21 protein-coding genes are annotated in these 23064 nt (G+C 73.3%); 17 read left to right on the top strand and 4 right to left on the bottom strand.

The window, feature by feature from the left end:
- Positions 1–320 precede the first annotated feature (320 nt).
- From ACFQLX_RS14660 to ACFQLX_RS14620, 9 genes are all read left to right on the top strand, one after another.
- The gene (locus tag ACFQLX_RS14660; RefSeq protein ID WP_386415060.1) at positions 321–2024 is read left to right on the top strand and encodes a CTP synthase; all 1704 of its coding nucleotides are present in this window, start codon (positions 321–323) and stop codon (positions 2022–2024) included.
- On the top strand, positions 2021–2641 hold the full coding sequence (locus ACFQLX_RS14655; RefSeq protein ID WP_386415057.1) for an NUDIX domain-containing protein: 621 nt from the start codon (positions 2021–2023) through the stop codon (positions 2639–2641). The genes ACFQLX_RS14660 and ACFQLX_RS14655 overlap by 4 nt, the downstream gene beginning before the upstream one ends.
- A 174-nt stretch (positions 2642–2815) precedes the next feature.
- Positions 2816–4900 carry a tetratricopeptide repeat protein gene (locus ACFQLX_RS14650; protein ID WP_386415056.1) on the top strand — a complete coding sequence of 695 codons (2085 nt, stop codon included), beginning with the start codon at positions 2816–2818 and terminating at the stop codon, positions 4898–4900.
- Between the two features lie 235 nt (positions 4901–5135).
- Positions 5136–6251: an alanine dehydrogenase gene (ald, locus tag ACFQLX_RS14645; protein WP_386415054.1), complete on the top strand. Its 1116-nt coding sequence runs from the start codon at positions 5136–5138 to the stop codon at positions 6249–6251.
- Between the two features lie 481 nt (positions 6252–6732).
- Complete coding sequence (locus tag ACFQLX_RS14640) at positions 6733–7728, top strand: ParA family protein (RefSeq protein WP_386415101.1); 996 nt, start codon at positions 6733–6735, stop codon at positions 7726–7728.
- Positions 7713–8273 carry a hypothetical protein gene (locus ACFQLX_RS14635; protein WP_386415052.1) on the top strand — a complete coding sequence of 187 codons (561 nt, stop codon included), beginning with the start codon at positions 7713–7715 and terminating at the stop codon, positions 8271–8273. Before ACFQLX_RS14640 ends, ACFQLX_RS14635 begins: the two co-directional genes overlap by 16 nt.
- A 98-nt stretch (positions 8274–8371) precedes the next feature.
- The gene (locus ACFQLX_RS14630) at positions 8372–9472 is read left to right on the top strand and encodes a segregation and condensation protein A (protein WP_386415050.1); all 1101 of its coding nucleotides are present in this window, start codon (positions 8372–8374) and stop codon (positions 9470–9472) included.
- Complete coding sequence (scpB, locus tag ACFQLX_RS14625) at positions 9469–10119, top strand: SMC-Scp complex subunit ScpB (protein ID WP_386415048.1); 651 nt, start codon at positions 9469–9471, stop codon at positions 10117–10119. The genes ACFQLX_RS14630 and scpB overlap by 4 nt, the downstream gene beginning before the upstream one ends.
- A gap of 14 nt (positions 10120–10133) precedes the next feature.
- Positions 10134–11213, top strand: coding sequence for a pseudouridine synthase (locus ACFQLX_RS14620; RefSeq protein WP_386415046.1), 1080 nt, complete (start codon positions 10134–10136; stop codon positions 11211–11213).
- Positions 11214–11281: 68 nt separating this feature from the next.
- Here the strand turns inward: ACFQLX_RS14620 and ACFQLX_RS14615 are convergent, their stop codons facing one another.
- On the bottom strand, positions 11282–11620 hold the full coding sequence (locus tag ACFQLX_RS14615) for a DUF952 domain-containing protein (protein WP_386415044.1): 339 nt from the start codon (positions 11618–11620) through the stop codon (positions 11282–11284).
- Between the two features lie 182 nt (positions 11621–11802).
- On the opposite strand from ACFQLX_RS14615, the gene ACFQLX_RS14610 reads away from it, so the two are divergent.
- The 5 genes from ACFQLX_RS14610 to der all read left to right on the top strand — a co-directional run bounded on the left by ACFQLX_RS14610 (position 11803) and on the right by der (position 16636).
- Positions 11803–12333: a YidB family protein gene (locus ACFQLX_RS14610; RefSeq protein ID WP_465270548.1), complete on the top strand. Its 531-nt coding sequence runs from the start codon at positions 11803–11805 to the stop codon at positions 12331–12333.
- 114 nt (positions 12334–12447) lie between these two features.
- Entirely contained in the window at positions 12448–13533 is a 1086-nt protein-coding gene (locus ACFQLX_RS14605) for a prephenate dehydrogenase (protein ID WP_386415043.1), read from the top strand.
- Positions 13534–13689: 156 nt separating this feature from the next.
- Positions 13690–14358: a (d)CMP kinase gene (cmk, locus tag ACFQLX_RS14600; protein WP_386415041.1), complete on the top strand. Its 669-nt coding sequence runs from the start codon at positions 13690–13692 to the stop codon at positions 14356–14358.
- Positions 14319–15041, top strand: coding sequence for a lysophospholipid acyltransferase family protein (locus ACFQLX_RS14595; protein WP_386415039.1), 723 nt, complete (start codon positions 14319–14321; stop codon positions 15039–15041). The genes cmk and ACFQLX_RS14595 overlap by 40 nt, the downstream gene beginning before the upstream one ends.
- Positions 15042–15154: 113 nt before the next feature.
- The gene (der, locus tag ACFQLX_RS14590) at positions 15155–16636 is read left to right on the top strand and encodes a ribosome biogenesis GTPase Der (RefSeq protein ID WP_386415037.1); all 1482 of its coding nucleotides are present in this window, start codon (positions 15155–15157) and stop codon (positions 16634–16636) included.
- Between the two features lie 75 nt (positions 16637–16711).
- Here the strand turns inward: der and ACFQLX_RS14585 are convergent, their stop codons facing one another.
- Entirely contained in the window at positions 16712–16912 is a 201-nt protein-coding gene (locus ACFQLX_RS14585; RefSeq protein ID WP_386415035.1) for a hypothetical protein, read from the bottom strand.
- Positions 16913–17010: 98 nt separating this feature from the next.
- Positions 17011–17805 carry a hypothetical protein gene (locus ACFQLX_RS14580; protein WP_386415032.1) on the bottom strand — a complete coding sequence of 265 codons (795 nt, stop codon included), beginning with the start codon at positions 17803–17805 and terminating at the stop codon, positions 17011–17013.
- A gap of 622 nt (positions 17806–18427) precedes the next feature.
- Between ACFQLX_RS14580 and ACFQLX_RS14575 the strand changes: the two genes are divergently transcribed.
- Positions 18428–18643: an I78 family peptidase inhibitor gene (locus tag ACFQLX_RS14575; protein ID WP_386415030.1), complete on the top strand. Its 216-nt coding sequence runs from the start codon at positions 18428–18430 to the stop codon at positions 18641–18643.
- A 63-nt stretch (positions 18644–18706) separates the two neighbouring features.
- Here ACFQLX_RS14575 and ACFQLX_RS14570 read toward each other — a convergent pair whose 3' ends face one another.
- On the bottom strand, positions 18707–19693 hold the full coding sequence (locus ACFQLX_RS14570) for a phosphatase PAP2 family protein (RefSeq protein WP_386415097.1): 987 nt from the start codon (positions 19691–19693) through the stop codon (positions 18707–18709).
- A 500-nt stretch (positions 19694–20193) separates the two neighbouring features.
- On the opposite strand from ACFQLX_RS14570, the gene ACFQLX_RS14565 reads away from it, so the two are divergent.
- Together ACFQLX_RS14565 and ACFQLX_RS14560 are read left to right on the top strand one after the other, a co-directional pair.
- Positions 20194–21921, top strand: a complete 1728-nt coding sequence (locus tag ACFQLX_RS14565; RefSeq protein ID WP_386415029.1) for an MFS transporter — start codon at positions 20194–20196, stop codon at positions 21919–21921.
- Positions 21842–23056 (top strand): acyl-CoA dehydrogenase family protein, encoded by a 1215-nt coding sequence (locus ACFQLX_RS14560; RefSeq protein WP_386415028.1) that lies wholly within the window; start codon positions 21842–21844, stop codon positions 23054–23056. The genes ACFQLX_RS14565 and ACFQLX_RS14560 overlap by 80 nt, the downstream gene beginning before the upstream one ends.
- Positions 23057–23064: the final 8 nt, after the last annotated feature.

Below are 23064 nucleotides of genomic sequence, written 5' to 3'. Positions count from 1 at the left end.
CTGAAGTGCGTTCGAGCAGGATACGACGGAGGGACCCGAACCACGGGGCGCGCGCGGGGATCGGCCGCGGGTCCCACCGGACGGCTCCCGGCAGCCGCGGAACATCCCGTTCCGTCCGTGGCGCGGACCCGCCCCCGACCTGCGGAATTAGCAATTCCGGTTGTGGGGCGCGCCGCCCCGAAGGCCGCCCCCGCGACCCTCCGGCACGCGCCGCCCCGAAGGCACTGTTACCCTGGTAGCCCGTGGAGCGGAGAGGTCGCCCGGCAGTCCGGCACCCCCGCAACGCACCCCACCAGCGACCACGGGAGCCCCCATTGGCCATGCCATCCTCGACGACCAAGCACATCTTCGTCACCGGGGGCGTCGCCTCCTCGCTCGGCAAGGGGCTCACCGCCTCCAGCCTCGGCGCACTGCTCAAGGCCCGCGGCCTGCGCGTGACGATGCAGAAGCTCGACCCGTACCTCAACGTGGACCCGGGCACGATGAACCCCTTCCAGCACGGCGAGGTGTTCGTCACCAACGACGGCGCCGAGACCGACCTGGACATCGGCCACTACGAGCGCTTCCTGGACGTCGACCTCGACGGCTCCGCGAACGTCACCACCGGCCAGGTCTACTCCACCGTCATCGCCAAGGAGCGGCGCGGCGAGTACCTCGGTGACACCGTGCAGGTCATCCCGCACATCACCAACGAGATCAAGTCCCGCATCCGCCGGATGGCCACCGACGACGTCGACGTCGTCATCACCGAGGTCGGCGGCACGGTCGGCGACATCGAGTCGCTGCCCTTCCTGGAGTCGGTGCGCCAGGTCCGCCACGAGGTCGGCCGCGACAACGTCTTCGTCGTGCACATCTCGCTGCTGCCCTACATCGGCCCCTCCGGGGAGCTGAAGACCAAGCCGACCCAGCACTCCGTCGCGGCCCTGCGCAACATCGGCATCCAGCCCGACGCCATCGTGCTGCGCGCCGACCGCGAGGTCCCCGACTCCATCAAGCGCAAGATCTCGCTGATGTGCGACGTGGACGAGGCCGCCGTGGTCGCCGCGATCGACGCCAAGTCGATCTACGACATCCCCAAGGTGCTGCACAGCGAGGGCCTGGACGCCTACGTGGTGCGCAAACTGGACCTGCCGTTCCGCGATGTGAACTGGACGCAGTGGAACGACCTGCTCGCCCGCGTGCACGAGCCCGAGCACGAGGTCACCGTGGCGCTCGTCGGCAAGTACATCGACCTGCCCGACGCCTACCTCTCCGTCACCGAGGCGATCCGCGCCGGCGGCTTCGCCAACAACGCCCGCGCCACCGTCAAGTGGGTCACCTCCGACGACCTGACGGACGCGGCCGCCACGCAGCGGGTACTCGCCGACGTGGACGCCGTCGTCATCCCCGGCGGCTTCGGGGAGCGCGGTGTCGACGGCAAGGTCCAGGCGATCCGCTGGGCCCGCGAAAGCGGGGTGCCGCTGCTGGGGATCTGCCTGGGCCTGCAGTGCATCGTCATCGAGGCCGCGCGCAACCTGGCCGGCATCCCGGACGCCAACTCCACCGAGTTCGACGCGGCCACGGCCCACCCGGTGATCTCCACCATGGCCGAGCAGCTCGACATCGTCGCCGGCGAGGGCGACATGGGCGGCACGATGCGCCTGGGCATGTACCCGGCGAAGCTGGCCGAGGGCTCGGTCGTGCGTGAGGCGTACGGCGACGAGCCGGTGGTGGCGGAGCGCCACCGCCACCGCTACGAGGTCAACAACTCCTACCGCGGCGAGCTGGAGAAGAAGTCCGGCATCGTCTTCTCCGGCACGTCCCCCGACGACACGCTGGTGGAGTACGTCGAGTACCCGCGCGAGGTGCACCCCTACCTGGTCGCCACCCAGGCCCACCCCGAGCTGCGCTCGCGCCCGACCCGCCCGCACCCGCTCTTCGCGGGCCTGGTGAAGGCGGCCGTCGAGCGCCAGGAGGCCGGCGCGGCGAAGCCGGCCCCCAAGGGCTCCAAGAGTGGTGCCAAGAGCGGGGCGGAGAAGGCATGACCCTGCGGGACACACCCCAGTCCTGGGAGGTCGTCGCCACGGACACGCCCTTCCGGGGCGCCAAGACGGCCGTGCGTACGGACGAGGTCGTCATGCCCGGCGGCGCCACGGCACGGCGCGACTACCAGGTCCACCCCGGCTCGGTGGCCGTGCTCGCGCTCGACGGGGAGGGCCGGGTGCTGGTGCTCTCGCAGTACCGCCACCCGGTGGGCCGCAAGCTCTGGGAGATCCCGGCCGGCCTGCTGGACGTCCCCGGCGAGAACCCGCTGACCGCCGCCCAGCGCGAGCTGTACGAGGAGGCGCACGTCAAGGCGGACGACTGGCGGGTACTCCTCGACCTCTACCCCACGCCCGGCGGCTCCTCCGAGGCGGTCCGCGTCTTCCTGGCCCGCGGTCTCGCCGAGGCCGAGGGAGAGCGCTACGCCGTCACCGACGAGGAGGCGGACATGGAGTTCGCCCGGGTCGCGCTGGACGAGCTCGTACGGGGCGCGCTCGCCGGCGAACTGCAGAACAACTGCCTGGTGACAGGCGTCCTGGCGGTACGGGCCGCGCTCGCCGGCGAGGGCCTGGACGCCCTGCGCCCGGCGGACGCGCCCTGGCCCGCGCGACCGTACTGAACCGCCGGCGGGCGGCGCGCCGCAAGGCCGCGCCCCCTCCGGTAGCGCCCCGTACCACCCCGCAGGGACCCCGCACCGGCACTGACCCGATGCGGTGAATTCGGCCCCGCCCACCTCCTGGGCGGGGCTGCGGCGTATCCGCGGCCTCACGGAGGGTGAACTACGCTCGAAACCGTGACAGATGAGGACACAGGACCCGACCGCGGCCCGGCAGCCCCGCCCCCCGACGACGGCGACCGGGGGTTCTTCGGCCGGGAGCGCGAGCTGCGGACGCTCCGCGAGGACATCTCCCAGGCCGGCCTCGACACCCTCGCCGGCCGCCCCGCCCCGCGCTGCCGCCTGCTGCTCATCGCCGGCCGGCCCGGCTCCGGGCGCAGCGCGCTGGCGGCGGAGCTGGCCGCCCGGGTGGGCGAGGACTACCCGGACGGCGTACTGCGCGCCACCCTCGGCCCCGACACCCCGCGCCGCCTGCTGGAGACGCTCGGCATCCCCTGCGCACCGGGGGCGGAGCCCGACGAGCTGGCGCAGGCGGCGCGCGAGGCACTCGGCGAGCGGCGGACCCTGCTCATCCTCGACGAGGTGCACGACCCCGAGCTGCTCGCCTCCGTACTGCCCGACAACCGCGACTGCCTCGTCGTCGCCATCGCCGAGGGGCCGCTCACCGGGGTCCCGGACGTGCGCCCCTGCACGCTGGGCGGTCTGGAGACCGCCGCCGCCGTCGAGCTGATCGCCCGGCGCGCCGGCGGCACCCGGATCGCCTGCGACCCCGAGGCGGCGCAGCTGCTGGCCGAGGAGTGCGCCGGCCTGCCCGGCGCGCTCACCCTGGTCGCCGGCTGGCTGGCGGTACGGCCCGAGGCGGCCGTGTCCCACGCCCTGCGCCGCTTTCGCGCGATCCCCGGCGACCGGCCCATGACGCGCGCCTTCCGACTGGCCCACGAGGAACTGCCCGCCCCCGCCGCCCAGTTGCTGCGCCTGCTCGCCCTGGCCCCGGCCGGACTGGTCGACGCCCAACTGGGCTCCGCGCTGGCCGGCTCCACCCTCGCCGCCGCCCGCCGGACGCTGGCCGACTTCGCCCGGCAGGGGCTGCTGCGGCCCCTGCCGGGGGCGCAGGAGCTGTGGGAGGTGCCCCGGTGGCTGCGGCCGCAGCTGGCCGGACTGCTGAAGGCGCACGACCGGCCGAGCGAGGCGCTGCTGGCCCGGGCCCGGATGCTGGAGCGCCTGATCACGCTGCTCGGCTCCTGCCAGGCGGCGGCGCAGGAACCGCAGGGGACGGGCGACCCGGCGCTGCGCAAGGCGCTGGAGGGCGTCCCGCGGCCGCTGCGCTTCTCCGGCGCGCCGGCGGCGCGGGAGTGGCTGCGCACCCGGCTGCCGGCGCTGCCGGCCGCCGCCCGCGAGGCCGCGCTCGACGGGGAACTGGACACCCTCGCCCGGCGCTACATCGCGGCCCTGACCCTGGCGCTGCGCACCCATCTGGGCGCCGAGGCCGCCGCGCCCGAGCTGTACGAGCTGCACGAGACGGTGCTCGCCGTGGCCCGGCGGCGCGCACTGCGCCCGGAGCAGGCCGCCGCGCTGCTCCAGCTCGGCGACCTCGACGCCTTCGCCGGCCGCCGCGAGCAGGCGCTCGGGCGCTACCGCGAGGCCCTCGCGCAGGCCCGCGAGTCGCGGCAGCCGCCGCTCGTGGGGCGGGCGCTGGAGTCGCTGGGCTGCACCTACCAGGAGCTGGGCGACTTCGAGCGGGCCGCCGACTGGTACGGCCGCGCGCTCGACCTGTGCCACACCGGCGCCCGGCGCGACGACGAGGCGCGGCTGCGCTCCCGGCTGGGCGCGGTGTACACGCACGCCGGGCGGTGGGGGCAGGCGCTGCGCGAGTGGCGGGCGGCGGTGGCGGCGTACCGCCGACTGCGCGACCAGGCCGGGGTGGCGCGGGCGCTGGGCGAGACGGCGCGGGTGCAGGAGTACGCCGGCCGGCCGCAGGAGTGCCTGCGTACCTGCGAGGAGGCGCTGGAGAGCGCCCGGCTGGCGGGCGACGACCGGCTGCGCGCGGCCGTGGGGCTGCGGATGGCGGACGCCCTGGAGCGGCTGGGCGACCCGGTGGCGGCGGAGGTGCGGCGGTCGGCGGCGCTGCGTCTGCTGGACGGGGGAGCGGGGGCGGCCGGGGCGGATGGGCCGGACAGGGCGGATGGGCCAGACGGGGCGGACGGGGCGGGGAAGCCCGAGGGGGAGGGGGCGGAGCAGGCCGCCGGGGCCGCTGCTGGCTGACCTAAGAAACCAAGACGCTTCCACCGAGAGTTTTTTTCTTTGAAGGCTGGACAGCAGGCAACCCTTCATTACACTGGCTGTATCGCGGATGCACCCGTTGATCCCAGGTGTCCGCAATGTGCTGCGCTGTCGGCGTCCGCAGGTTTTCGTCCGGCGCTGTCCAGCGTTGCTCAGTGTTGCTCAGTGTTGCCCAGTACCCATTCATTCCCTGTGACTGCAAGGACCGTGATCTGTCGTGAAGGTCGGTATCCCCCGCGAGGTCAAGAACAACGAGTTCCGCGTGGCCATCACCCCCGCCGGCGTGCATGAGCTGGTGCGCAACGGCCACCGGGTCTTCGTCGAGCAGGGCGCGGGCCTCGGTTCCTCCATCCCCGACGAGGAGTACACCGCCGCCGGTGCCTCGATCCTGAAGACGGCCGACGAGGTCTGGGAGACCGCCGACCTGCTGCTGAAGGTCAAGGAGCCGATCGCGGAGGAGTACCACCGCCTGCGCAAGGACCAGGTCCTCTTCACCTACCTGCACCTGGCCGCCTCCCGCGAGTGCACCGACGCGCTGCTGGAGTCCGGCACCACGGCCATCGCCTACGAGACGGTCGAGACCGCCGACCGCCAGCTGCCGCTGCTCGCCCCGATGTCCGAGGTGGCCGGCCGGCTCGCCCCGCAGGTCGGCGCGTACCACCTGATGCGCTCCCAGGGCGGCCGGGGCGTGCTGCCCGGCGGCGTGCCGGGCGTCGCCCCCGCCGAGGCCGTCGTCATCGGCGGCGGTGTCTCCGGCTGGTCCGCCGTGCAGATCGCCATCGGCATGGGCTTCCACGTCACGCTGCTGGACATGGACATCCGCAAGCTGCGCGAGGCCGACAAGATCTTCGGCACCAAGGTGCGCACCGTGATGTCCAACGCGTACAACCTCGAGAAGGCCGTCGTCGAGGCCGACCTCGTGATCGGCGCCGTGCTGATCCCCGGTGCCAAGGCGCCGAAGCTGGTCACCAACGAGCTGGTCGCCCGGATGAAGCCCGGAAGTGTACTTGTCGACATTGCGATCGATCAGGGTGGCTGCTTCGAGGACTCGCGCGCGACCACCCACGCCGACCCGGTCTTCGACGTCCACGACTCGGTCTTCTACTGCGTGGCGAACATGCCGGGCGCGGTGCCCAACACCTCCACCCACGCCCTCACCAACGCCACGCTGCCCTACGTCGTGAAGCTCGCGAACCTCGGCTGGCAGGAGGCGCTGCGCCGCGACGAGGCGCTCGCCAAGGGCCTCAACACCCATGAAGGACAGGTGGTTTACGGTCCCGTGGCCGAGGCGCACGGCCTTCCGGTCGCCGAACTGAGCCGCGTGCTGGGCTGACCTCCCACGTGCGGTCGGCGCCGTTCGCGCAAGACGCCGACCGGCCAACTACCGACCACCGGCCGAACCTTGCCACCTGGGGTTCGGCCGGTGGCGTCCGTAGTCGCGGAGCCGTCGGGGCAGTTGCGGAAAGTCGCGCACAAGTCTGTTCGGAGACCGACACATCGTGCCGGGTACGGCCGATTGTGTTGCTGCGACCCCCTGACACGCCATAGAGTCGCCAATCGTCGGCAAGATGCCACGCTGACGTATCGATAAAGTTTCCTGGTCACCCAAGGAGGTAGGACGACTTGTGAATGAGTCGACATTTACTCCCGGGGGTGTTCGACCAGGGGCGCCTGTGCGGGGCCACGTTCTTTCGGAGGCCCCCCCGGGGGATTCCCCGCGAGTCGGGCTTCCTGTCGGCTCCGTCGCCGTCCACGCCTTCGCCCCGCACCAGGGCTACACCACCACCAGCAGGAACGATCATCACGTGAACGCCATGGCAGGCGGCCAGAGCGGCGGGGACGATCCCACTCGACTCGCCGACTACGACGATCTGTCCGAAGGTCACTTCTACGACCCGGACGCCGACTACGAGCCCGATCCGGAGTACGCGGCCACGCTCGCCCCGGACGCCGCGCGCCAGCGCCGCGAGCGCATCGGCCCCACGGGGCGCCCGCTGCCGTACTTCCCGATCCCCGGGCCCGTCACCGACCACGGTCCGGCCACGATCATCGCGATGTGCAACCAGAAGGGCGGCGTCGGCAAGACGACCTCCACCATCAACCTCGGCGCCGCGCTCGCCGAGTACGGGCGCCGGGTGCTGCTGGTCGACTTCGACCCGCAGGGCGCGCTCTCGGTGGGCCTGGGCGTCAACCCGATGGAGCTGGACCTGACCGTCTACAACCTGCTCATGGAGCGGGGCATGTCGGCGGACGAGGTGCTGCTGAAGACGGCCGTGCCGAACATGGACCTGCTGCCCTCCAACATCGACCTCTCGGCCGCCGAGGTGCAGCTCGTCAGCGAGGTCGCGCGCGAGCAGACCCTGCAGCGGGCGCTCAAGCCGCTGATGGCCGAGTACGACTACATCGTCATCGACTGCCAGCCCTCGCTGGGCCTGCTGACGGTCAACGCCCTGACCGCCGCGCACAAGGTCATCGTGCCGCTGGAGTGCGAGTTCTTCGCCCTGCGCGGAGTGGCGCTGCTGACCGAGACGATCGAGAAGGTCCAGGAGCGGCTCAACCCCGACCTGGAGCTCGACGGCATCCTCGCGACCATGTACGACTCGCGCACGGTGCACTCGCGCGAGGTGCTCGCCCGCGTGGTCGAGGCCTTCGACGAGCACGTCTACCACACGGTGATCGGGCGCACGGTGCGCTTCCCGGAGACCACCGTCGCCGGTGAGCCCATCACCTCCTACGCCTCCAACTCCGTCGGCGCCGCCGCGTACCGCCAGCTCGCCAGGGAGGTGCTCGCCCGGTGTCACGCCGAGTGAGTCTGCCGGGGGCGGATGAGCTGTTCCGTACGACGGGGGGATCGGCGCTGCAGTCGTCCTCGCCGGGCGCGGGCTCCGCCTCCGGTTCTGGCTCCCGTCCGGGCTCCGGCCCGGGCGCGGCTTCGGGATCGCGCACGGCCAAGGGGGGTACGGAGGACGGGCAGGGCCCGTCCTCCGAAGCGGCGGGGGGCTCCGACGAGCCCGAGCACTCCGGACGGCGCTCGCAGTCGGCCGAGCGGGCGCAGCCCCCGGCCCAGCGCTCGCAGCCGCCCGCGGAGGCGCGGGGCGGGGCGGGGCAGGCCCGCCGGCGCGGCGGGCGCGGTCGGCGTCCCTCGGGGCGCGAGCGGCACGACGAGAAGATCACCGTGTACGTCTCCGCCGAGGAGCTGATGGACCTCGAGCAGGCGCGGCTGGCGCTGCGCGGGGAGCACGGACTCGCGGTCGACCGGGGCCGCATCGTCCGCGAGGCCGTCGCCGTGGTGCTGGCGGACCTTGAGTCACGCGGTGAGGCGAGCATCCTGGTGCGGCGGCTGCGGGGCCGATAGGCCCTGTTGGGGGCAGGTCTCCTCCGGCCGGGTCTTCCTGCCCGCGCCGTCGAGGTGCCAGGCGTCGCCGGAAGGCGCAGGCGATACGCTGCCCAGCGATGAACAGGCCGGATGAGCAGCGTAGGGACGGGCGGCGGGCGCTGGGGCGCGGGCCCGGCGCCGGCGTGCGCACGCGTGGGTCCGCCGTGGAGACGGCGCCCGAGCCCGTTCCGTCGCCCGTTCCGGAGCCGCCCCCGCCGCCGCCCCTGCCCGTACCGGAGCCGGTGCCCGAGCCGGTGCCGGACCCGCCCCGCCCGGCCCCCGAGCCCGATCCCGTCCCGACGCCCCCCGCGCCGCCTCCGCTCCCCGACCCGTCGCCCGTGTCCGAGCCCGGGCCCGCTCCCGCCGGTGACGGGCGCTTCACCGTGCGGCTGGCCAACTTCGAGGGCCCCTTCGACCTGCTGCTCCAGCTGATCTCCAAGCACAAGCTGGACGTCACCGAGGTGGCCCTCTCCAAGGTCACCGACGAGTTCATGGCGCACATCCGCGCCATGGGACCCGACTGGGACCTCGACCAGACCACCGAGTTCCTGGTCGTCGCCGCCACCCTGCTGGACCTGAAGGCCGCCCGGCTGCTGCCCGCCGCCGAGGTGGAGGACGAGGCGGACCTGGCGCTGCTGGAGGCGCGCGACCTGCTCTTCGCGCGGCTGCTGCAGTACCGGGCGTTCAAGAAGATCGCGGCGATCTTCGAGGAGCGGCTCGCGGCCGAGGCGCTGCTCTACCCGCGCACCGTGGGGCTGGAGCCGCAGCACGCCGAGCTGCTCCCCGAGGTCGTCATCAGCATCGGCGCCGAGGGCTTCGCGAAACTGGCCGTGAAGGCGATGCAGCCCAAGCCCGTGCCGCAGGTGTACGTGGAGCACATCCACGCACCCCTGGTGAGCGTGCGCGAGCAGGCCGCCGTGGTGATCGGACTGCTGCGGGAGGTCGGCAGCGCCAGCTTCCGGGAGCTGGTCGGGGACGCGCCCGACACCCTCACCGTGGTGGCGCGCTTCCTGTCGCTGCTGGAGCTGTACCGCGAGCGCGCCGTCGTCCTGGACCAGGAGGAGGCGCTGGGGGAGCTGATGGTGCGCTGGACGGGAGAGGCCGGCGAGGAGCCGCTGGTCACCGATGAGTTCGACGTTCCGGCGGTGGCGCCGGAGGAGGGGAAGAAGGCCACGTGACGGTCGGCGAGGAGACGCAGGAGACGGCAGCGGCGGAGGGGGCAGAGGAGTCGGCCGTCGCCCGGCTGCCGCTCAAACCCGCGCTGGAGGCGGTGCTGATGGTGGTGGACGAGCCCGCCACCGCCGAGCACCTGGCCAAGGTGCTCCAGCGCGGGCCCCGGGAGGTCGGCGAGACGCTGGCGGAGCTGGCGGACGAGTACACCGCGCAGGGACGCGGCTTCGACCTGCGGCTGGTCGCCGGAGGCTGGCGCCTCTACACGCGGGCGCGGTTCGCACCGGCCGTCGAGGGGTTCGTACTGGACGGTCAGCAGGCCCGTCTCACCCAGGCGGCCCTGGAGACCCTGGCCGTTGTGGCGTACCGCCAGCCGGTCAGCAGATCGCGCGTCTCGGCCGTGCGCGGCGTCAACTGCGACGGCGTGATGCGGACCCTGCTGCAGCGCGGGCTGATCGGGGAAGCGGGGACGGAACCCGAAACAGGTGCGATCCTGTACAGGACGACGAACTACTTCCTGGAACGGATGGGCCTGCGCGGCCTGGACGAACTCCCCGAGCTCGCCCCCTTCCTGCCCGAGGCGGACGCGGTCGAGGGGGAGTCCCAGGAGGGCGTGCCGTCGTTCGATGTGGACGACCACAGCGACACTGACTGACATACGGACGTTTGATGCGAAGCAGCGGCGGCAGCAGGAACAGCGGTAGCGGCGGGTCCCGGGGCAACAGCCGGGGCTCGGGCAACCAGCGCGACGACAGGCAGCAGCGGTCGGGCACGCCGCGGCCCGAGGAGCGACGGTACGAGAAGAGCGGCATCCCCCAGGGTGAGAGCCCGCAGGGCGGCAAGGGCGGCAGGGGCGGCAAGGGCCAGGGCGGCAGCCGTGGCCCCGGCCCCGCCAAGGGCCCGGCCAAGGGGCAGCGCGGCCGTCCCGGCGCCGCCCGCCCGCGCGAGCTGGACGCGCAGATCGAGGAGCGCAACCGCGCACGCCACGACAAGCCCTCGATCAAGACCCCCAAGACCTTCGAGGAGCCCGAGGGCGAGCGGCTGCAGAAGGTCCTCGCCCGGGCCGGCATGGGCTCGCGGCGCGCCTGCGAGGAGCTGATCCAGCAGGCCCGCGTCGAGGTCAACGGCCAGATCGTCCTGGAGCAGGGGCTGCGCGTCGACCCGCAGCACGACGAGATCAAGGTCGACGGACTGACCGTCGCCACCCAGTCGTACCTCTTCTTCGCCCTCAACAAGCCCGCCGGCGTGGTCTCCTCGATGGAGGACCCGGAGGGCCGCCAGTGCCTCGGCGACTACGTCAACAACCGTGAGACGCGCCTGTTCCACGTGGGTCGGCTCGACACGGAGACCGAGGGCCTCATCCTGCTCACCAACCACGGCGAGCTGGCCCACCGGCTCACCCATCCGCGCTACGGCGTGCAGAAGACCTACCTCGCCGCCATCACCGGCCCGCTGCCGCGCGATCTGGGCAAGCAGCTCAAGGACGGCATCCGGCTGGACGACGGCTACGCCCGCGCGGACCACTTCCGCGTCGTCCAGCAGACCGGCAAGAACTACCTGGTCGAGGTCACCCTGCACGAGGGCCGCAAGCACATCGTGCGGCGGATGCTGGCGGAGGCCGGCTACCCGGTCGACAAGCTGGTGCGGGTCCGCTTCGGCCCGATCGCGCTGGGCGACCAGAAGTCCGGCTGGCTGCGGCGGCTGACCAACAGTGAGGTCGGCATGCTGATGAAGGAAGTCGGCCTGTAGTCAGGCCGGTTGGCGCAGTGGCCGGGGCGCGGGGGGCCACCCCGCGCCCCGGCTGCCTTTCCCGGGTCTCAGGACCACACCCCCAGGGAGCGGGCTCGGCCCTGCGCGTCGCGCTCCACCTCCAGCATCCCGGTCACCGCGGCGCGGTTGATCCGCCCGTAGACGTGCGGGTACCTGCGGCCGTCCGAGCCCGCCTCCCAGGCCAGCCGGGCCGTCAGCTCGCCCTCGTCGATCAGCAGCACCATCAGCGGGCCCACCGCCTCTCGGAAGCGCGCGTCGGCCACGGCCAGCGCGCTCGCCTCGTCGGGGGAGCAGTGCACGAAGCCCTCCGCCGCCAGCGAGGACGGCGCGAAGGGGCGGTCCGGGGCCTGCAGCCAGTCGTCCAGCGGGACCACGTGGTAGATCATGTTCTCTTTCTACCGCGTTCCACCGCGCTATCGCGCCCGGTGCGGGGGCGCGCGGTCCGCGCCGGGTCCTTGATCGACTCGCGGGGAGCCCCGTTCGGGGGCAGATTTGACGGGCCGGAGTTCTGCCGGGCCCGAGTGCCGTCCCGAGCGCCGCTCCGGCTTCGGCCCGGGAAGGGGACGACATGTACGGAACTTCTCTCAGCGGCCTCCTCGGCGCGATCCTCGACGACGGCAGCGCCTCCGGCGCCGCGAGCGCCGGCGAGCTGATCGGCTTCACCCCCGCCGCGGCGGGCACCCCGGCGGGGATCGGGCTGCGGCTGGTCGGGGAGCACGAGGACGTCCTCGAATCGACCCTCGACGTCCTGGGCGGCCACGACGGCGGCCAGGAGGAGGCGGGCAGCGCCCTGGGCCGGGTCTTCGACCTGCTCGTCGGCGCCGAGGCCGATCCGGCGCTCCAGCAGGCCGCCTGGTCCTGGATCGGGGCCGGTACGGAGAACCTCCCCGTCACGGCCGAGCAGCTGGCCCTCGCCCTGCCCGGGGACGCCGTCCACGAGGCCGCCGAGCTGAACGGCCTCACCGACGACCAGGCGCTCAACGAGCTGGCGGGCCGGCTGCCCGAGGTCGTCGACGAGGCGACGCCCCACGGCGTGCCCGCCGACTTCGAGACGGTCGCCTGGCGCGCGCGGAACGGCGGCGACCGCCGGGCCGCGTGACAGGCGCCGCGTGACAGGCAGCGCGGCAAAGGGCCGGCGTCCGAGCGGCGGACACCGCGTCTCACGGACCGGGCGGCGCGGCGGCCGGCCGCCGGGCTCACTACCCTGGCCGGTGTGAGAACCGCACTCGTCATCGGCACCGGACTGATCGGCACCTCCGCCGCGCTCGCGCTCAGCGGCCGGGGTGTGACCGTCCATCTGCGCGACGAGGACGCCTCCCGGGCCCGTACGGCCGCGGCGCTCGGCGCCGGGACCGACCGGGAGCCCGCCGGGCCGGTGGACCTGTGCGTCGTCGCCGTACCGCCCGCCCACGTGGCCCGTACCCTCGCCGAGGCGCAGGCGGCCGGACTGGCGCGCGGCTACCTCGACGTGGCGAGCGTCAAGGGCGGACCGCGGCGCGAGCTGGAGGGCGCGGGCTGCGAGCTGGCCTCCTACATCGGTACGCACCCCATGGCCGGCAGCGAGCGCAGCGGCCCCCTGGCCGGCGCCGCCGACCTCTTCGAGGGCCGCCCCTGGGTGCTCAGCCCCACGCCCGCCACCGAGACCGGGGTGCTGAACCTGGCGCTGGAGCTGGTCGCCCTCTGCGGCGCCGTGCCGGTGGTGATGGACGCCGACGCCCACGACCGGGCCGTCGCGCTCGTCTCGCACACCCCGCAGCTCGTCTCCAGCATGGTCGCGGCCCGGCTGGAGGAGGCCGACGAGACGGCCGTGCGGCTCTGCGGCCAGGGCATCCGCGACGTGACGCGCATCGCCGCCTCCGACCCCGCGATGTGGATCGACATCCTGGCCGCCAACCCCGGCCCGGTGGCCGACGTACTGGCGGAGCTGGCGACCGACCTGGACGAGACGGTACGGGCCCTGCGCTCGCTGCAGGCCGCGGACGAGGACAAGCGCCGGGCGGGCGCCGCCGGGATCGAGGCCGTGCTGCGGCGCGGCAACGCCGGACGCGAGCGGGTGCCCGGCAAGCACGGCGCCGCCCCCGCCCCGTACGAGCCGGTCACCGTGCTCATCAGCGATACGCCCGGGGAGCTGGCGCGGATCTTCGCGGACGCCGGAGCCGCGGGCGTCAACATCGAGGACGTGCGCATCGAGCACGCCACCGGGCAGCAGGCCGGGCGCATCACGCTGGCAGTCCTGCCGCAGTCGGCGCCCGTGCTGGCGGCCGCGCTGCGGGAGCGGGGCTGGGCGCTGCGGCAGTGAGACCGCCCGGCTTCCCGGCGGCCCGGGTGCCAACGTGCGCCGCCCGCCGGTGTGTTGAACCTCGCCTCCGTCCGGCGCCGACCCGGGCGAAGGGGGCCTCTGCCAGCCAGTAGGCTGTTCAGGCAAGAGCGCCCGTGTTCGAGAAAGGTCCCCTTCATGATCGTCGGAATCGACGGCCCCTCCGGCACGGGCAAGTCGAGCACCTCCAAGGCTGTCGCGGCCAAGCTCGGCCTGCGCTACCTCGACACGGGTGCCCAGTACCGGGCGATCACCTGGTGGATGCTCCACAACGGGATCGACCTCACCGACCCGGCCGCCATCGCCGCCGCCGCCGGCCGCCCCGAGATCGTCTCGGGCACCGACCCGGCCGCGCCGGCCATCACCGTCGACGGCCAGGACGTCTCCGCGCCCATCCGCGGCCAGGAGGTCACCTCCGCCGTCAGCGCCGTCAGCGCCGTACCCGAGGTGCGTGCCCGGATCACCGCACTGCAGCGCGAGATCGCCCGCCAGGCGCAGGGCGGCATCGTCGTGGAGGGTCGGGACATCGGCACCACCGTCCTTCCCGACGCCGACGCCAAGATCTTCCTCACCGCCTCCGAGGAGGCCCGCGCCGCCCGCCGCTCCGGCGAGCAGGGCGGCCGCGACGCGCAGAGCCTCGCCGCCACCCGCCAGGCGCTGGCCAGGCGCGACGCCGCCGACTCCGGCCGCAAGACCTCCCCGCTGGCCAAGGCCGGCGACGCGATAGAGGTCGACACCACCGAGCTGACCCTCGAGCAGGTCATCGAGTGCGTCGTCACCCTGATCGAGGAGAAGCGGAGCCGGTGACCCGGCCGACCCCCGCCACCGCCTTCGTCCCGACCGGCACCGAAGCGCCCTCCGCGCGCGGTGCCGCCGTCGGGCGGCGCATCGGCGTGGGCCTGATGCGCGGACTGTGGCGGCCCCGGGTGCTCGGCGCCTGGCGGATGCCCGCCACCGGACCGGTCATCCTGGCGGTCAACCACACGCACAACATCGACGGCCCGATGCTGATGGGCACCGCCCCGCGGCCCGTGCACTTCCTGATCAAGAAGGAGGCGTACGTCGGCCCGCTCGGCAGCTTCCTGCGCGCCATCGGCCAGCTGGAGGTGGACCGCACCGTCGCCGACCGCACCGCCGTGACCAGGGCACTGGGCGTACTCACAGGCGGCGGCGTGCTGGGCATCTTCCCCGAGGGCAGCCGGGGCGACGGCGACTTCGCCTCGATCCGCGGCGGCCTGGCGTACTTCGCGCTACGCTCCGGGGCGCCCATCGTCCCGGTCGTGGTGCTGGGCAGCACGGAGCGCCGGGGACGGCTCATACCGGCCCTGCCGCCGCTGCGCTCCCGCGTGGACCTCGTCTTCGGCGACCCCTTCCAGGCGGGCGACGGCAGCGGGCGGCGCACCCGGGCGGCGCTGGACGAGGCGACCGTACGGATCCAGGAGCGGCTCACCGCCCATCTGGCCGCCGCCAGGCGCACCACCGGCCGATAGACCACACTGGGTGCTGCACACCGTGCAGCCGCCACAACTCGACAACCCAGGACTTCGCCGCCGTCCCCCGCCGGGGACGGGGGCGTACACGACGTGACGGAGACGAAGACCTCATGACCAGCGAGCACGCATCCGGACAGGTGAGGCCGGCCGGCGAGGAGCACGGCGAGCTCTCGGGCGACGAGTACGCGGAGTTCATGGAGCTCGCCGCGCAGGAGGGCTTCTCCGCCGAGGAGATCGACGGGGAGCTGGCCGCGGCCGGCCACGGCCCGCTGCCCGTCGTCGCCGTCGTCGGCCGCCCCAACGTCGGCAAGTCGACCCTGGTGAACCGGATCATCGGCCGCCGCGAGGCCGTCGTCGAGGACAAGCCGGGCGTCACCCGCGACCGTGTCACCTACGAGGCGCACTGGGCCGGGCGCCGCTTCAAGGTCGTCGACACCGGCGGCTGGGAGCAGGACGTCCTGGGCATCGACGCCTCGGTGGCCGCGCAGGCGGAGTTCGCCATCGAGGCCGCCGACGCGGTGATCTTCGTGGTGGACTCCAAGGTCGGCGCCACCGACACCGACGAGGCCGTGGTGAAGCTGCTGCGCCGGGCCGGCAAGCCCGTCGTGCTGTGCGCCAACAAGGTCGACGGCGCCTCCGGCGAGGCGGACGCCGCCATGCTGTGGAGCCTGGGCCTGGGCGAGCCGTACGCCGTCTCCTCCCTGCACGGACGCGGTACGGGCGACATGCTCGACGCCGTGCTGGACGTACTGCCCGAGGCACCCGCGCAGACCTTCGGCGACGCCGTCGGAGGCCCGCGCCGTATCGCGCTGATCGGCCGCCCCAACGTCGGCAAGTCGTCGATGCTGAACAAGGTCGCCGGCGAGGAGCGGGTCGTCGTCAACGAGATGGCCGGCACCACCCGCGACCCGGTGGACGAGCTGATCGACCTGGGCGGCAAGACCTGGAAGTTCGTCGACACCGCCGGCATCCGCAAGAAGGTGCACCTGCAGGAGGGCGCCGACTACTACGCCTCCCTGCGGACCGCCGCCGCGGTGGAGAAGGCCGAGTGCGCGGTCGTGCTGATCGACGTCACCGAGCCGATCTCCGTCCAGGACACCCGCATCCTGACCATGGCCGTGGAGGCCGGGCGGGCGCTGGTCATCGCGTACAACAAGTGGGACCAGCTCGACGACGAGCGGCGCTTCTACCTGGAGCGGGAGATCGAGCGGGACCTGGTGCAGCTGCAGTGGGCGCCCCGGGTCAACGTCTCGGCGCGCACCGGGCGGCACATGGAGAAGCTGGTGCCGGCCATCGAGACGGCGCTGGAGTCCTGGGAGCGGCGGGTGCCGACGGGCCGGCTGAACGCCTTCCTGGGCGAGCTGGTCGCCGCCCACCCGCACCCGGTGCGCGGCGGCAAGCAGCCGCGCATCCTCTTCGGCACCCAGGCGGGCACCAAGCCGCCGCGGTTCGTGCTCTTCGCCTCGGGCTTCATCGAGGCCGGCTACCGGCGCTTCATCGAGCGGCGGCTGCGCGAGGAGTTCGGCTTCGACGGCTCGCCGATCCAGATCTCGGTACGCGTGCGGGAGAAGCGCGGGCGCAACAAGAAATAGCGCACAGGGGTGGGGGCCGGTACACCGCGGTGTACCGGCCCCCACCCCTGTGCGGGCGCTGTGCGAGGCGCGCGCTCACCGCTCCAGCTCACGCCCCCCGGCGTGCCGGCGGCCCCGGCGGCCGAAGGTCAGGGCCGCGAGGCTGTCGAAGCGCAGCCGCTCCTCGCCGGCGCGGTCCCCGGGCAGCGCCCTGAACAGCCTGCGGTACTCGGCGCACAACTCGTCGTAGATCGGCGTATCGCTTGCCAGGTCATCGGACTCGTGGGACGGGCGCATCGCGGGGATCGGCCGTTGGGGATACGAGAAGTGCACATCCCAGCAACGACGCCACGGGCCCGGGGGATGCGGGTGCGGCGGCACCGAACGTGTGACTCTCAGGTCCCCGTCAGGGGCATCGCGGCGCCCACCAGCAGCCCGCGGGCCGCCGCCAGCTCCAGCGCCTCGCGCAGCAGGTCCTCGCGGGGCTGCCGGCCCACCGTCCCCACCGGGGCCGCCAGGACCAGCACCTGCTGCGACTGCGCGGCCGTCTGCCGCCAGCCGTCGGTCACCTGCAGCGGCTGGTGCGCCTGCCACCAGGCCGTCGGCTGGCCGCCGACCGGCCCCGGCTGCATCACGGCGTGCAGCCGCCCGCCGACCAGCAGCACCGACCAGCCCGGAATCCCGGCGGGCGGGCTGTCCACGTCCATCACGGGCAGGAAGCCCTGCTCGATCAGCAGCGGCAGGAAGTCGTCGCCCGGACCCGGGTCGCCGGGCCGTGAGATCGGCCCCGTCGGCTCCACCACCAGCGCCGCCTTCAGCTCCTGGCCGCAGAGCACCAGCCCGCAGGTCACCCCCAGCACCGCCTGGCGGGGCAGCTCGGCCAGGGGCGGCTCCTGGGGCTCCGGGTCGCCCTCGACCGCGGTGATGGAGGCCACGGCGCCCTGCAGCTGCTCCTCCGAGACCGGCACCACCTGGGAGGGCACGCAGCTGGCGTGGGCGAAGGCCAGCACCGCCGTCTCCTCGCCGACGAACAGCACCGTCGAGGTCCGCTCCTGCCCGCTGTCGCCGGGGGTGCGGCAGGAAGTGCAGTCGTACGTACCGGGTGCGCCGTCGCCGGCCAGCAGCCGCATCGCTTCTTCGTCGCCGATCTCGGCGCGTACGTCCTCGCTCACGTCGAGCATGCGAGACACGGGTTGCTCCTCGAAGTTGGGGTCGGTCCACATCCCCAACGGGCGATCCGAGCCGGGGGTCACGCCCGGTGCGGCGATTGACAACCCCGCCGTGCAGGCCCTGTCGGATAGCGGACGGAATCGCTCACGCTTTGCCAACTGTCGCCGCGGAGCGACGTTCTTCGCCCTCTCCGCCCGCGCCGCTCCCGTGTCCGCCGCCCGACGGGCGGGTGGCCGGCGGCCGGCGCGGGGAAGGCGTGCGAGATCGCTCTCCGGGCGTAGTTCCCGTTCAATTGTGCGGTAATTGTAAGGATCCTGTAAGGGGCCGTGGGGAGGCGCCCCGGTCGCGGATTGTTTATACGACGCCATCCGTCGGGGAATTGGAAAAACCTGCAACCGGATGCCCGCACCGGAAATAGGAGGGGTTTCCTCCATGAACGCCGGACTGCTCCCGCGTGAATGGGAGTCGCGAGTCGGGGCTGCTCGGAAAGGCTCTCGAATTCCTGGGGTGATCCATGCGGAAGCACGTCAATGCGGCCGGGGAAGTTGTGACCCAAGCGTGACCTCGTGCGGACCGGGGCGGGATGAAGGTATGACCGCACGGCGGCTGCCGGGGCGCGGGCCGGGGGACTAGCGTGGGTGCATGGCACCGCTACCGAACGTCCCAGCAGAACCCCGCGACGACCTCGGGGCCTACCTCGGCCTCCCCGTCCACACGGCCGAGCAGCGCGCCCGCGAGCGCGGCTGGCCCCAGGTCCGCACCCTGCCGCCGGGAGCGGTGATCACCATGGAGTACCGGGCCGGCCGGCTCAACTTCGAGGCCGAGGACGGCAGGGTGAAGCGCTCCTGGAAAGGCTGAGACCCCGCCACCCCCTTGGGGGGTGCCGGGGTCTCGCTGCCCGGTGGGCCCGCCTCGCACCCGCTAGGAGGGACCGCTCGTCGTACGGGTCTGGGCACGCGGCGCGCGGTCTCCGACCGGCGGACGCCGACTGCCCGCAGGGGTGACCGGTGTGCGCTCGTGCCGGGTGGTGTGCGGGCGCGCCGGGTGGTGCGGCCAGCCCTCGGCGCCCTCGCGGCCGTGGGCCGGCGGCACCGGTGCCGCCGGGCGGGCGGCTGTGCCCAGTACGCCCGCCATCTCCGGCACCGCGTCGCCGAAACCGTGCGGGGCCAGGGCCGCGCCGGCCCGCTGGGAGATGATCGCGACCCGTGCCGCCACCGGTTGTGCGAGCGGCGCCGGCGCCGTGCGCGGCTGCCGCAGTCGCCGGGCCAGCGCCCGCGCGGCGGCCTCGGCGCGGGCCGTCCATGGCTCGAACCACGGCAGGGCGAGCAGCACCAGCAGCCCGGCGGCCCAGCCCAGCAGTACGTCGCTGATCCAGTGCGTGCCCAGGTAGACCGTCGTCAGGCCGACGCCGAGCGAGACGACGGCCGATATCACCGAGGCCACGCGACGGGCCAGCGGAGTGGTCGCCATGTAGGCCAGCACACCCCAGGTGACCACGGCGTTCGCGGTGTGACCGGAGGGAAATATATCCCCGCCGAGCCACATCTCGTTCGAGCCGATCTCGGTCGCGTAGTGGGGCCCCAGGCGGCCCATGCCCAACTTCGCCGCGCCGACGGTGATGTTCAGCAGCAGCAGCGCCGCGCCGAGCACCAGCACCGGCCGCAGCGTGCGCCCGCGCCAGGCGCAGTAGCCCAGCCAGCACAGCACGGCCAGGGCGGTGGGGCCGCGCTGGCCGAGCACCACGAAGTAGTCGAGGAAGGCGTGCACCCCGGGCCACTGCTTGTACGGGCTGAAGAGCATCAACTGCCAGTCCAGCCGCACCAGCCAGGAGGTGGTGAGCACGCCGATCACGATCGCCGCGTAGACCGCCGCGGTCGATCCGAAGAGCCACAGCCGGGCGCGCGTCATGCGCGGGGGGAGCGGCTGGCGCGCCGTGTGGGCGGTCCGCTCCTCCACTGCCGTGGGCTTGTCTCTGGTATGCACGGTTTCGACGCTACAGGTCGGCGCGGGTCCGATTGGCACACGCGGCGGACTTGTAATGCCGATGTGATGTGGGGTCGGTCTCATTCGGGACTTCCGTCCCGCTCGATCGGGGACCTTGTTCCGGTCGTTCTGGAGAATGCGTAAAGGATTCATCGCACATTCTGCTTTCCGGCTCCTCCGGCGTTAATCGCGGATTCGCCGGGAGGCCGCGTGGTGTTTGCCGACGTCGGGGACCGGGAGCGCGGGGTGATCATGTCGCCTCCGCCGGGTGCGCGGTGACCGGGTCCCTACCCACCGTCATGATGGTGGGACGTTCGCCTCAACTCCGACCGGACCCCGCGGCGATCGTTGGCTCTCGCGTACTCTGACCTCTCGCGAAGGCTCTCGCGAAGAGCAGTGCTCACCGGTTCGCTGGAGGATCGTAGATGGCAGGGACGACCACGGCCGTGCGTCAGCCGGGGCGGGTGCCTGCGAGGCGCGGGCCTGCCGCCGGCGGGGGCGCCGGGCGCTGGACCATCCTGGTCGTGCTCTGCTCCAGCCTGCTGCTCGTCGCCCTGGACGCCACCGTGCTGCACGTGGCGGTGCCCTCCCTCACCGAGGACCTGCGGCCGAGCGCCACCGCGCTGCTGTGGATAGTCGACGCCTACCCCCTGGTCGCCGCCTCCCTCCTCATCCTCTTCGGCACCCTGGGCGACCGGATCGGCCGCCGCCGGGTGCTGCTGCTCGGCTACGCCCTCTTCGGTGTGGCCTCCGCCCTCGCCGCCGCCGCCCGCGACCCGCACGTGCTGATCGCGGCCCGCGCGCTGCTCGGCGTCGGCGGCGCGATGATCATGCCGGCTACGCTCTCCATACTCCGGCACGTCTTCCCCGACCGGCGCGAGAGAGCGCTGGCCATCGGCATCTGGAGCGCCACCGCCGCCGCCGGCGCCGCGATCGGCCCGCTGCTGGGCGGCTTCCTGGTCGAGCACTTCTGGTGGGGCTCCGTCTTCCTCGTCAACATCCCGCTGATGATCATCGCGGTGCCCGTCGGGCGCTGGCTGCTCCCGGAGTCCAGTGAGCGCGGCGCGGGCCCGTGGGACGTACTGGGCGCGCTGATGGCGGCCCTGGGCCTCTTCGGCCTGGTCTACGCGGTGAAGCAGATCGGTGCGGGGGAGTCGGCGCTGCACCCCGCCACCCTGCTGTCGGCCGTCGCCGGCTGCGTACTGATGACGCTCTTCGTACGGCGCCAGCGGCGCCGACCCGCCCCGCTCGTCGACTTCCGCGTGGTCCGGCGGCGGGCCTTCGGTACCGCGGTGGGCTGCATCGTGTTGGCGATGCTCGCCCTGGTGGGGCTGCAGCTGATCGCCGTGCAGTACCTGCAGCTCGTCCTCGGCTTCACCCCGCTGGAGGCGGGCGTGCGGCTCATCCCGCTGACCTTCGCCGCCATCGCCTCCGGGCTGCTGGGCGCGCGCATGCTGCACCGCTTCGGACCGCGCGCCATGGTCGCCCTGGGCTTCGTACTGACCGCGGCCGCCGTCCTCGTCCTGGTCTCGATGGAGCAGCGCGACGAGCCGGTGGTACTGACCGCCGGCTTCGTGCTGCTCGGCTTCGGACTGGAGATGACGCTCTTCGGGTCGTACGAGTCGATGCTCAGCGAAGCCCCCGCCGAGCAGTCCGGCGGCGCCTCCGCGATCGGCGAGACCTCCTACCAGCTCGGCGCCGGCATCGGCATCGCCCTGCTGGGCAGCGTGATGAACGCCGTCTACCGCCCCGGCGTCGCCGACGTCCCCGGCGTCCCCGCCGCCTCGGGACGCGCCGCCGGGAACTCGCTCGGCGAGGCCTACGAGGTCGCCGCCGAACTGGGCGGCCCCCGCGGCGAGGCGCTGCGCCGCGCCGCCCGCGACGCCTTCGTGCACGGCATGCACGTCACGCTGGCGGTGAGCGCCGGACTGCTCCTGCTGGGCGCGCTGGCCGCGCTGCGGCTGCCGAGGACGGCGGAGTGTGGCGGGGATCGCCTGGACGCCGGCGATTACCCGGAAGTAGCGTCGCCCTCGCAGCAGCCGAGCCGCGACCGCTTCCCGGAGGACGCCCGCCATGTCCAGCCAGTCCAGCCAGCCCAGCAGGTCCGCACGCCCCTTGCCGCCGTTCGACCCCGGCGATCCGCTCGGGATTGACGACCTCCTCGACCCGGAGGACCTGGCGGTCCGCGACACCGTGCGCGACTGGTCGGCCCGGCGCGTACTGCCGGAGATCGCCGACTGGTACGAGCGCGGCGAGGTGCCCGTACGGGAGCTGGCCCGCGAGCTGGGCGCGCTCGGCGCGCTGGGGATGCCGCTGGAGGGCTACGGCTGCGCGGGCTCCTCGGCCGTGCAGTACGGGCTGGCCTGCCTGGAGCTGGAGGCCGCCGACTCGGGCATCCGCTCGCTCGTCTCCGTCCAGGGCTCGCTGGCGATGTACGCCATCCACCGCTTCGGCTCCGAGGAGCAGAAGCAGCGCTGGCTGCCCGGGATGGCGGCCGGCGAGATCATCGGCTGCTTCGGCCTGACCGAGCCCGACCACGGCTCCGACCCGGCCGGGATGCGCACCCACGCCAAGCGCGACGGCTCGGACTGGGTGCTCAGCGGGCGCAAGATGTGGATCACCAACGGCTCGGTCGCCGGCGTCGCGGTGGTCTGGGCGCAGACGGACGAGGGCATCCGCGGCTTCGCCGTCCCGACCGGCAGCCCCGGCTTCTCCGCACCGCTGATCAAGCACAAGTGGTCGCTGCGCGCCTCCGTCACCAGTGAGCTGGTGCTCGACGAGGTCCGGCTGCCCGCCGACGCGGTGCTGCCCGGGGCCACCGGGCTGAAGGGACCGCTCAGCTGCCTGACCCACGCCCGCTACGGGATCGTCTGGGGTGCGATGGGAGCGGCGCGCGCCTCCTTCGAGGCGGCGCTGGAGTACGCGAAGACCCGCGAGCAGTTCGACCGGCCCATCGGCGGCTTCCAGCTGACCCAGGCCAAACTCGCCGACAAGGCGGTGGAACTGCACAAGGGCATTCTGCTCGCCCACCACCTGGGGGTGCGGATGGACGCCGGGCGGCTGCGGCCGGAGCAGGTGAGCTTCGGCAAGCTCAACAACGTACGCGAGGCGATCGAGATCTGCCGGACCGCGCGCACCATCCTCGGCGCCAACGGGATCTCGCTGGAGTACCCGGTGATGCGGCACGCCACGAACCTGGAGTCCGTCCTCACCTACGAGGGCACCGTGGAGATGCACCAGCTGGTGCTCGGCAAGGCGCTCACCGGACTGGACGCCTTCCGGGGCTGAGGCTTCGG

The sequence above is a fragment of the Streptomyces polyrhachis genome (assembly GCF_042663125.1).
GTDB lineage: Bacteria > Actinomycetota > Actinomycetes > Streptomycetales > Streptomycetaceae > Streptomyces > Streptomyces polyrhachii.
This window is presented reverse-complemented; position numbering and strand designations above follow the sequence as displayed.

What these genes read in the sequence shown, in the direction of transcription:
- ACFQLX_RS14660 (WP_386415060.1), top strand. Translation starts at nt 321, where the DNA reads ATGCCATCCTCGACGACCAAGCACATCTTCGTCACCGGGGGCGTCGCC.
- ACFQLX_RS14655 (WP_386415057.1), top strand. Translation starts at nt 2,021, where the DNA reads ATGACCCTGCGGGACACACCCCAGTCCTGGGAGGTCGTCGCCACGGAC.
- ACFQLX_RS14640 (WP_386415101.1), top strand. Translation starts at nt 6,733, where the DNA reads ATGGCAGGCGGCCAGAGCGGCGGGGACGATCCCACTCGACTCGCCGAC.
- ACFQLX_RS14630 (WP_386415050.1), top strand. Translation starts at nt 8,372, where the DNA reads ATGAACAGGCCGGATGAGCAGCGTAGGGACGGGCGGCGGGCGCTGGGG.
- ACFQLX_RS14620 (WP_386415046.1), top strand. Translation starts at nt 10,134, where the DNA reads ATGCGAAGCAGCGGCGGCAGCAGGAACAGCGGTAGCGGCGGGTCCCGG.
- ACFQLX_RS14615 (WP_386415044.1), bottom strand. Translation starts at nt 11,620, where the DNA reads ATGATCTACCACGTGGTCCCGCTGGACGACTGGCTGCAGGCCCCGGAC.
- ACFQLX_RS14610 (WP_465270548.1), top strand. Translation starts at nt 11,803, where the DNA reads ATGTACGGAACTTCTCTCAGCGGCCTCCTCGGCGCGATCCTCGACGAC.
- cmk (WP_386415041.1), top strand. Translation starts at nt 13,690, where the DNA reads ATGATCGTCGGAATCGACGGCCCCTCCGGCACGGGCAAGTCGAGCACC.
- der (WP_386415037.1), top strand. Translation starts at nt 15,155, where the DNA reads ATGACCAGCGAGCACGCATCCGGACAGGTGAGGCCGGCCGGCGAGGAG.
- ACFQLX_RS14585 (WP_386415035.1), bottom strand. Translation starts at nt 16,912, where the DNA reads ATGCGCCCGTCCCACGAGTCCGATGACCTGGCAAGCGATACGCCGATC.
- ACFQLX_RS14575 (WP_386415030.1), top strand. Translation starts at nt 18,428, where the DNA reads ATGGCACCGCTACCGAACGTCCCAGCAGAACCCCGCGACGACCTCGGG.
- ACFQLX_RS14570 (WP_386415097.1), bottom strand. Translation starts at nt 19,693, where the DNA reads ATGACGCGCGCCCGGCTGTGGCTCTTCGGATCGACCGCGGCGGTCTAC.
- ACFQLX_RS14565 (WP_386415029.1), top strand. Translation starts at nt 20,194, where the DNA reads ATGGCAGGGACGACCACGGCCGTGCGTCAGCCGGGGCGGGTGCCTGCG.
- ACFQLX_RS14560 (WP_386415028.1), top strand. Translation starts at nt 21,842, where the DNA reads ATGTCCAGCCAGTCCAGCCAGCCCAGCAGGTCCGCACGCCCCTTGCCG.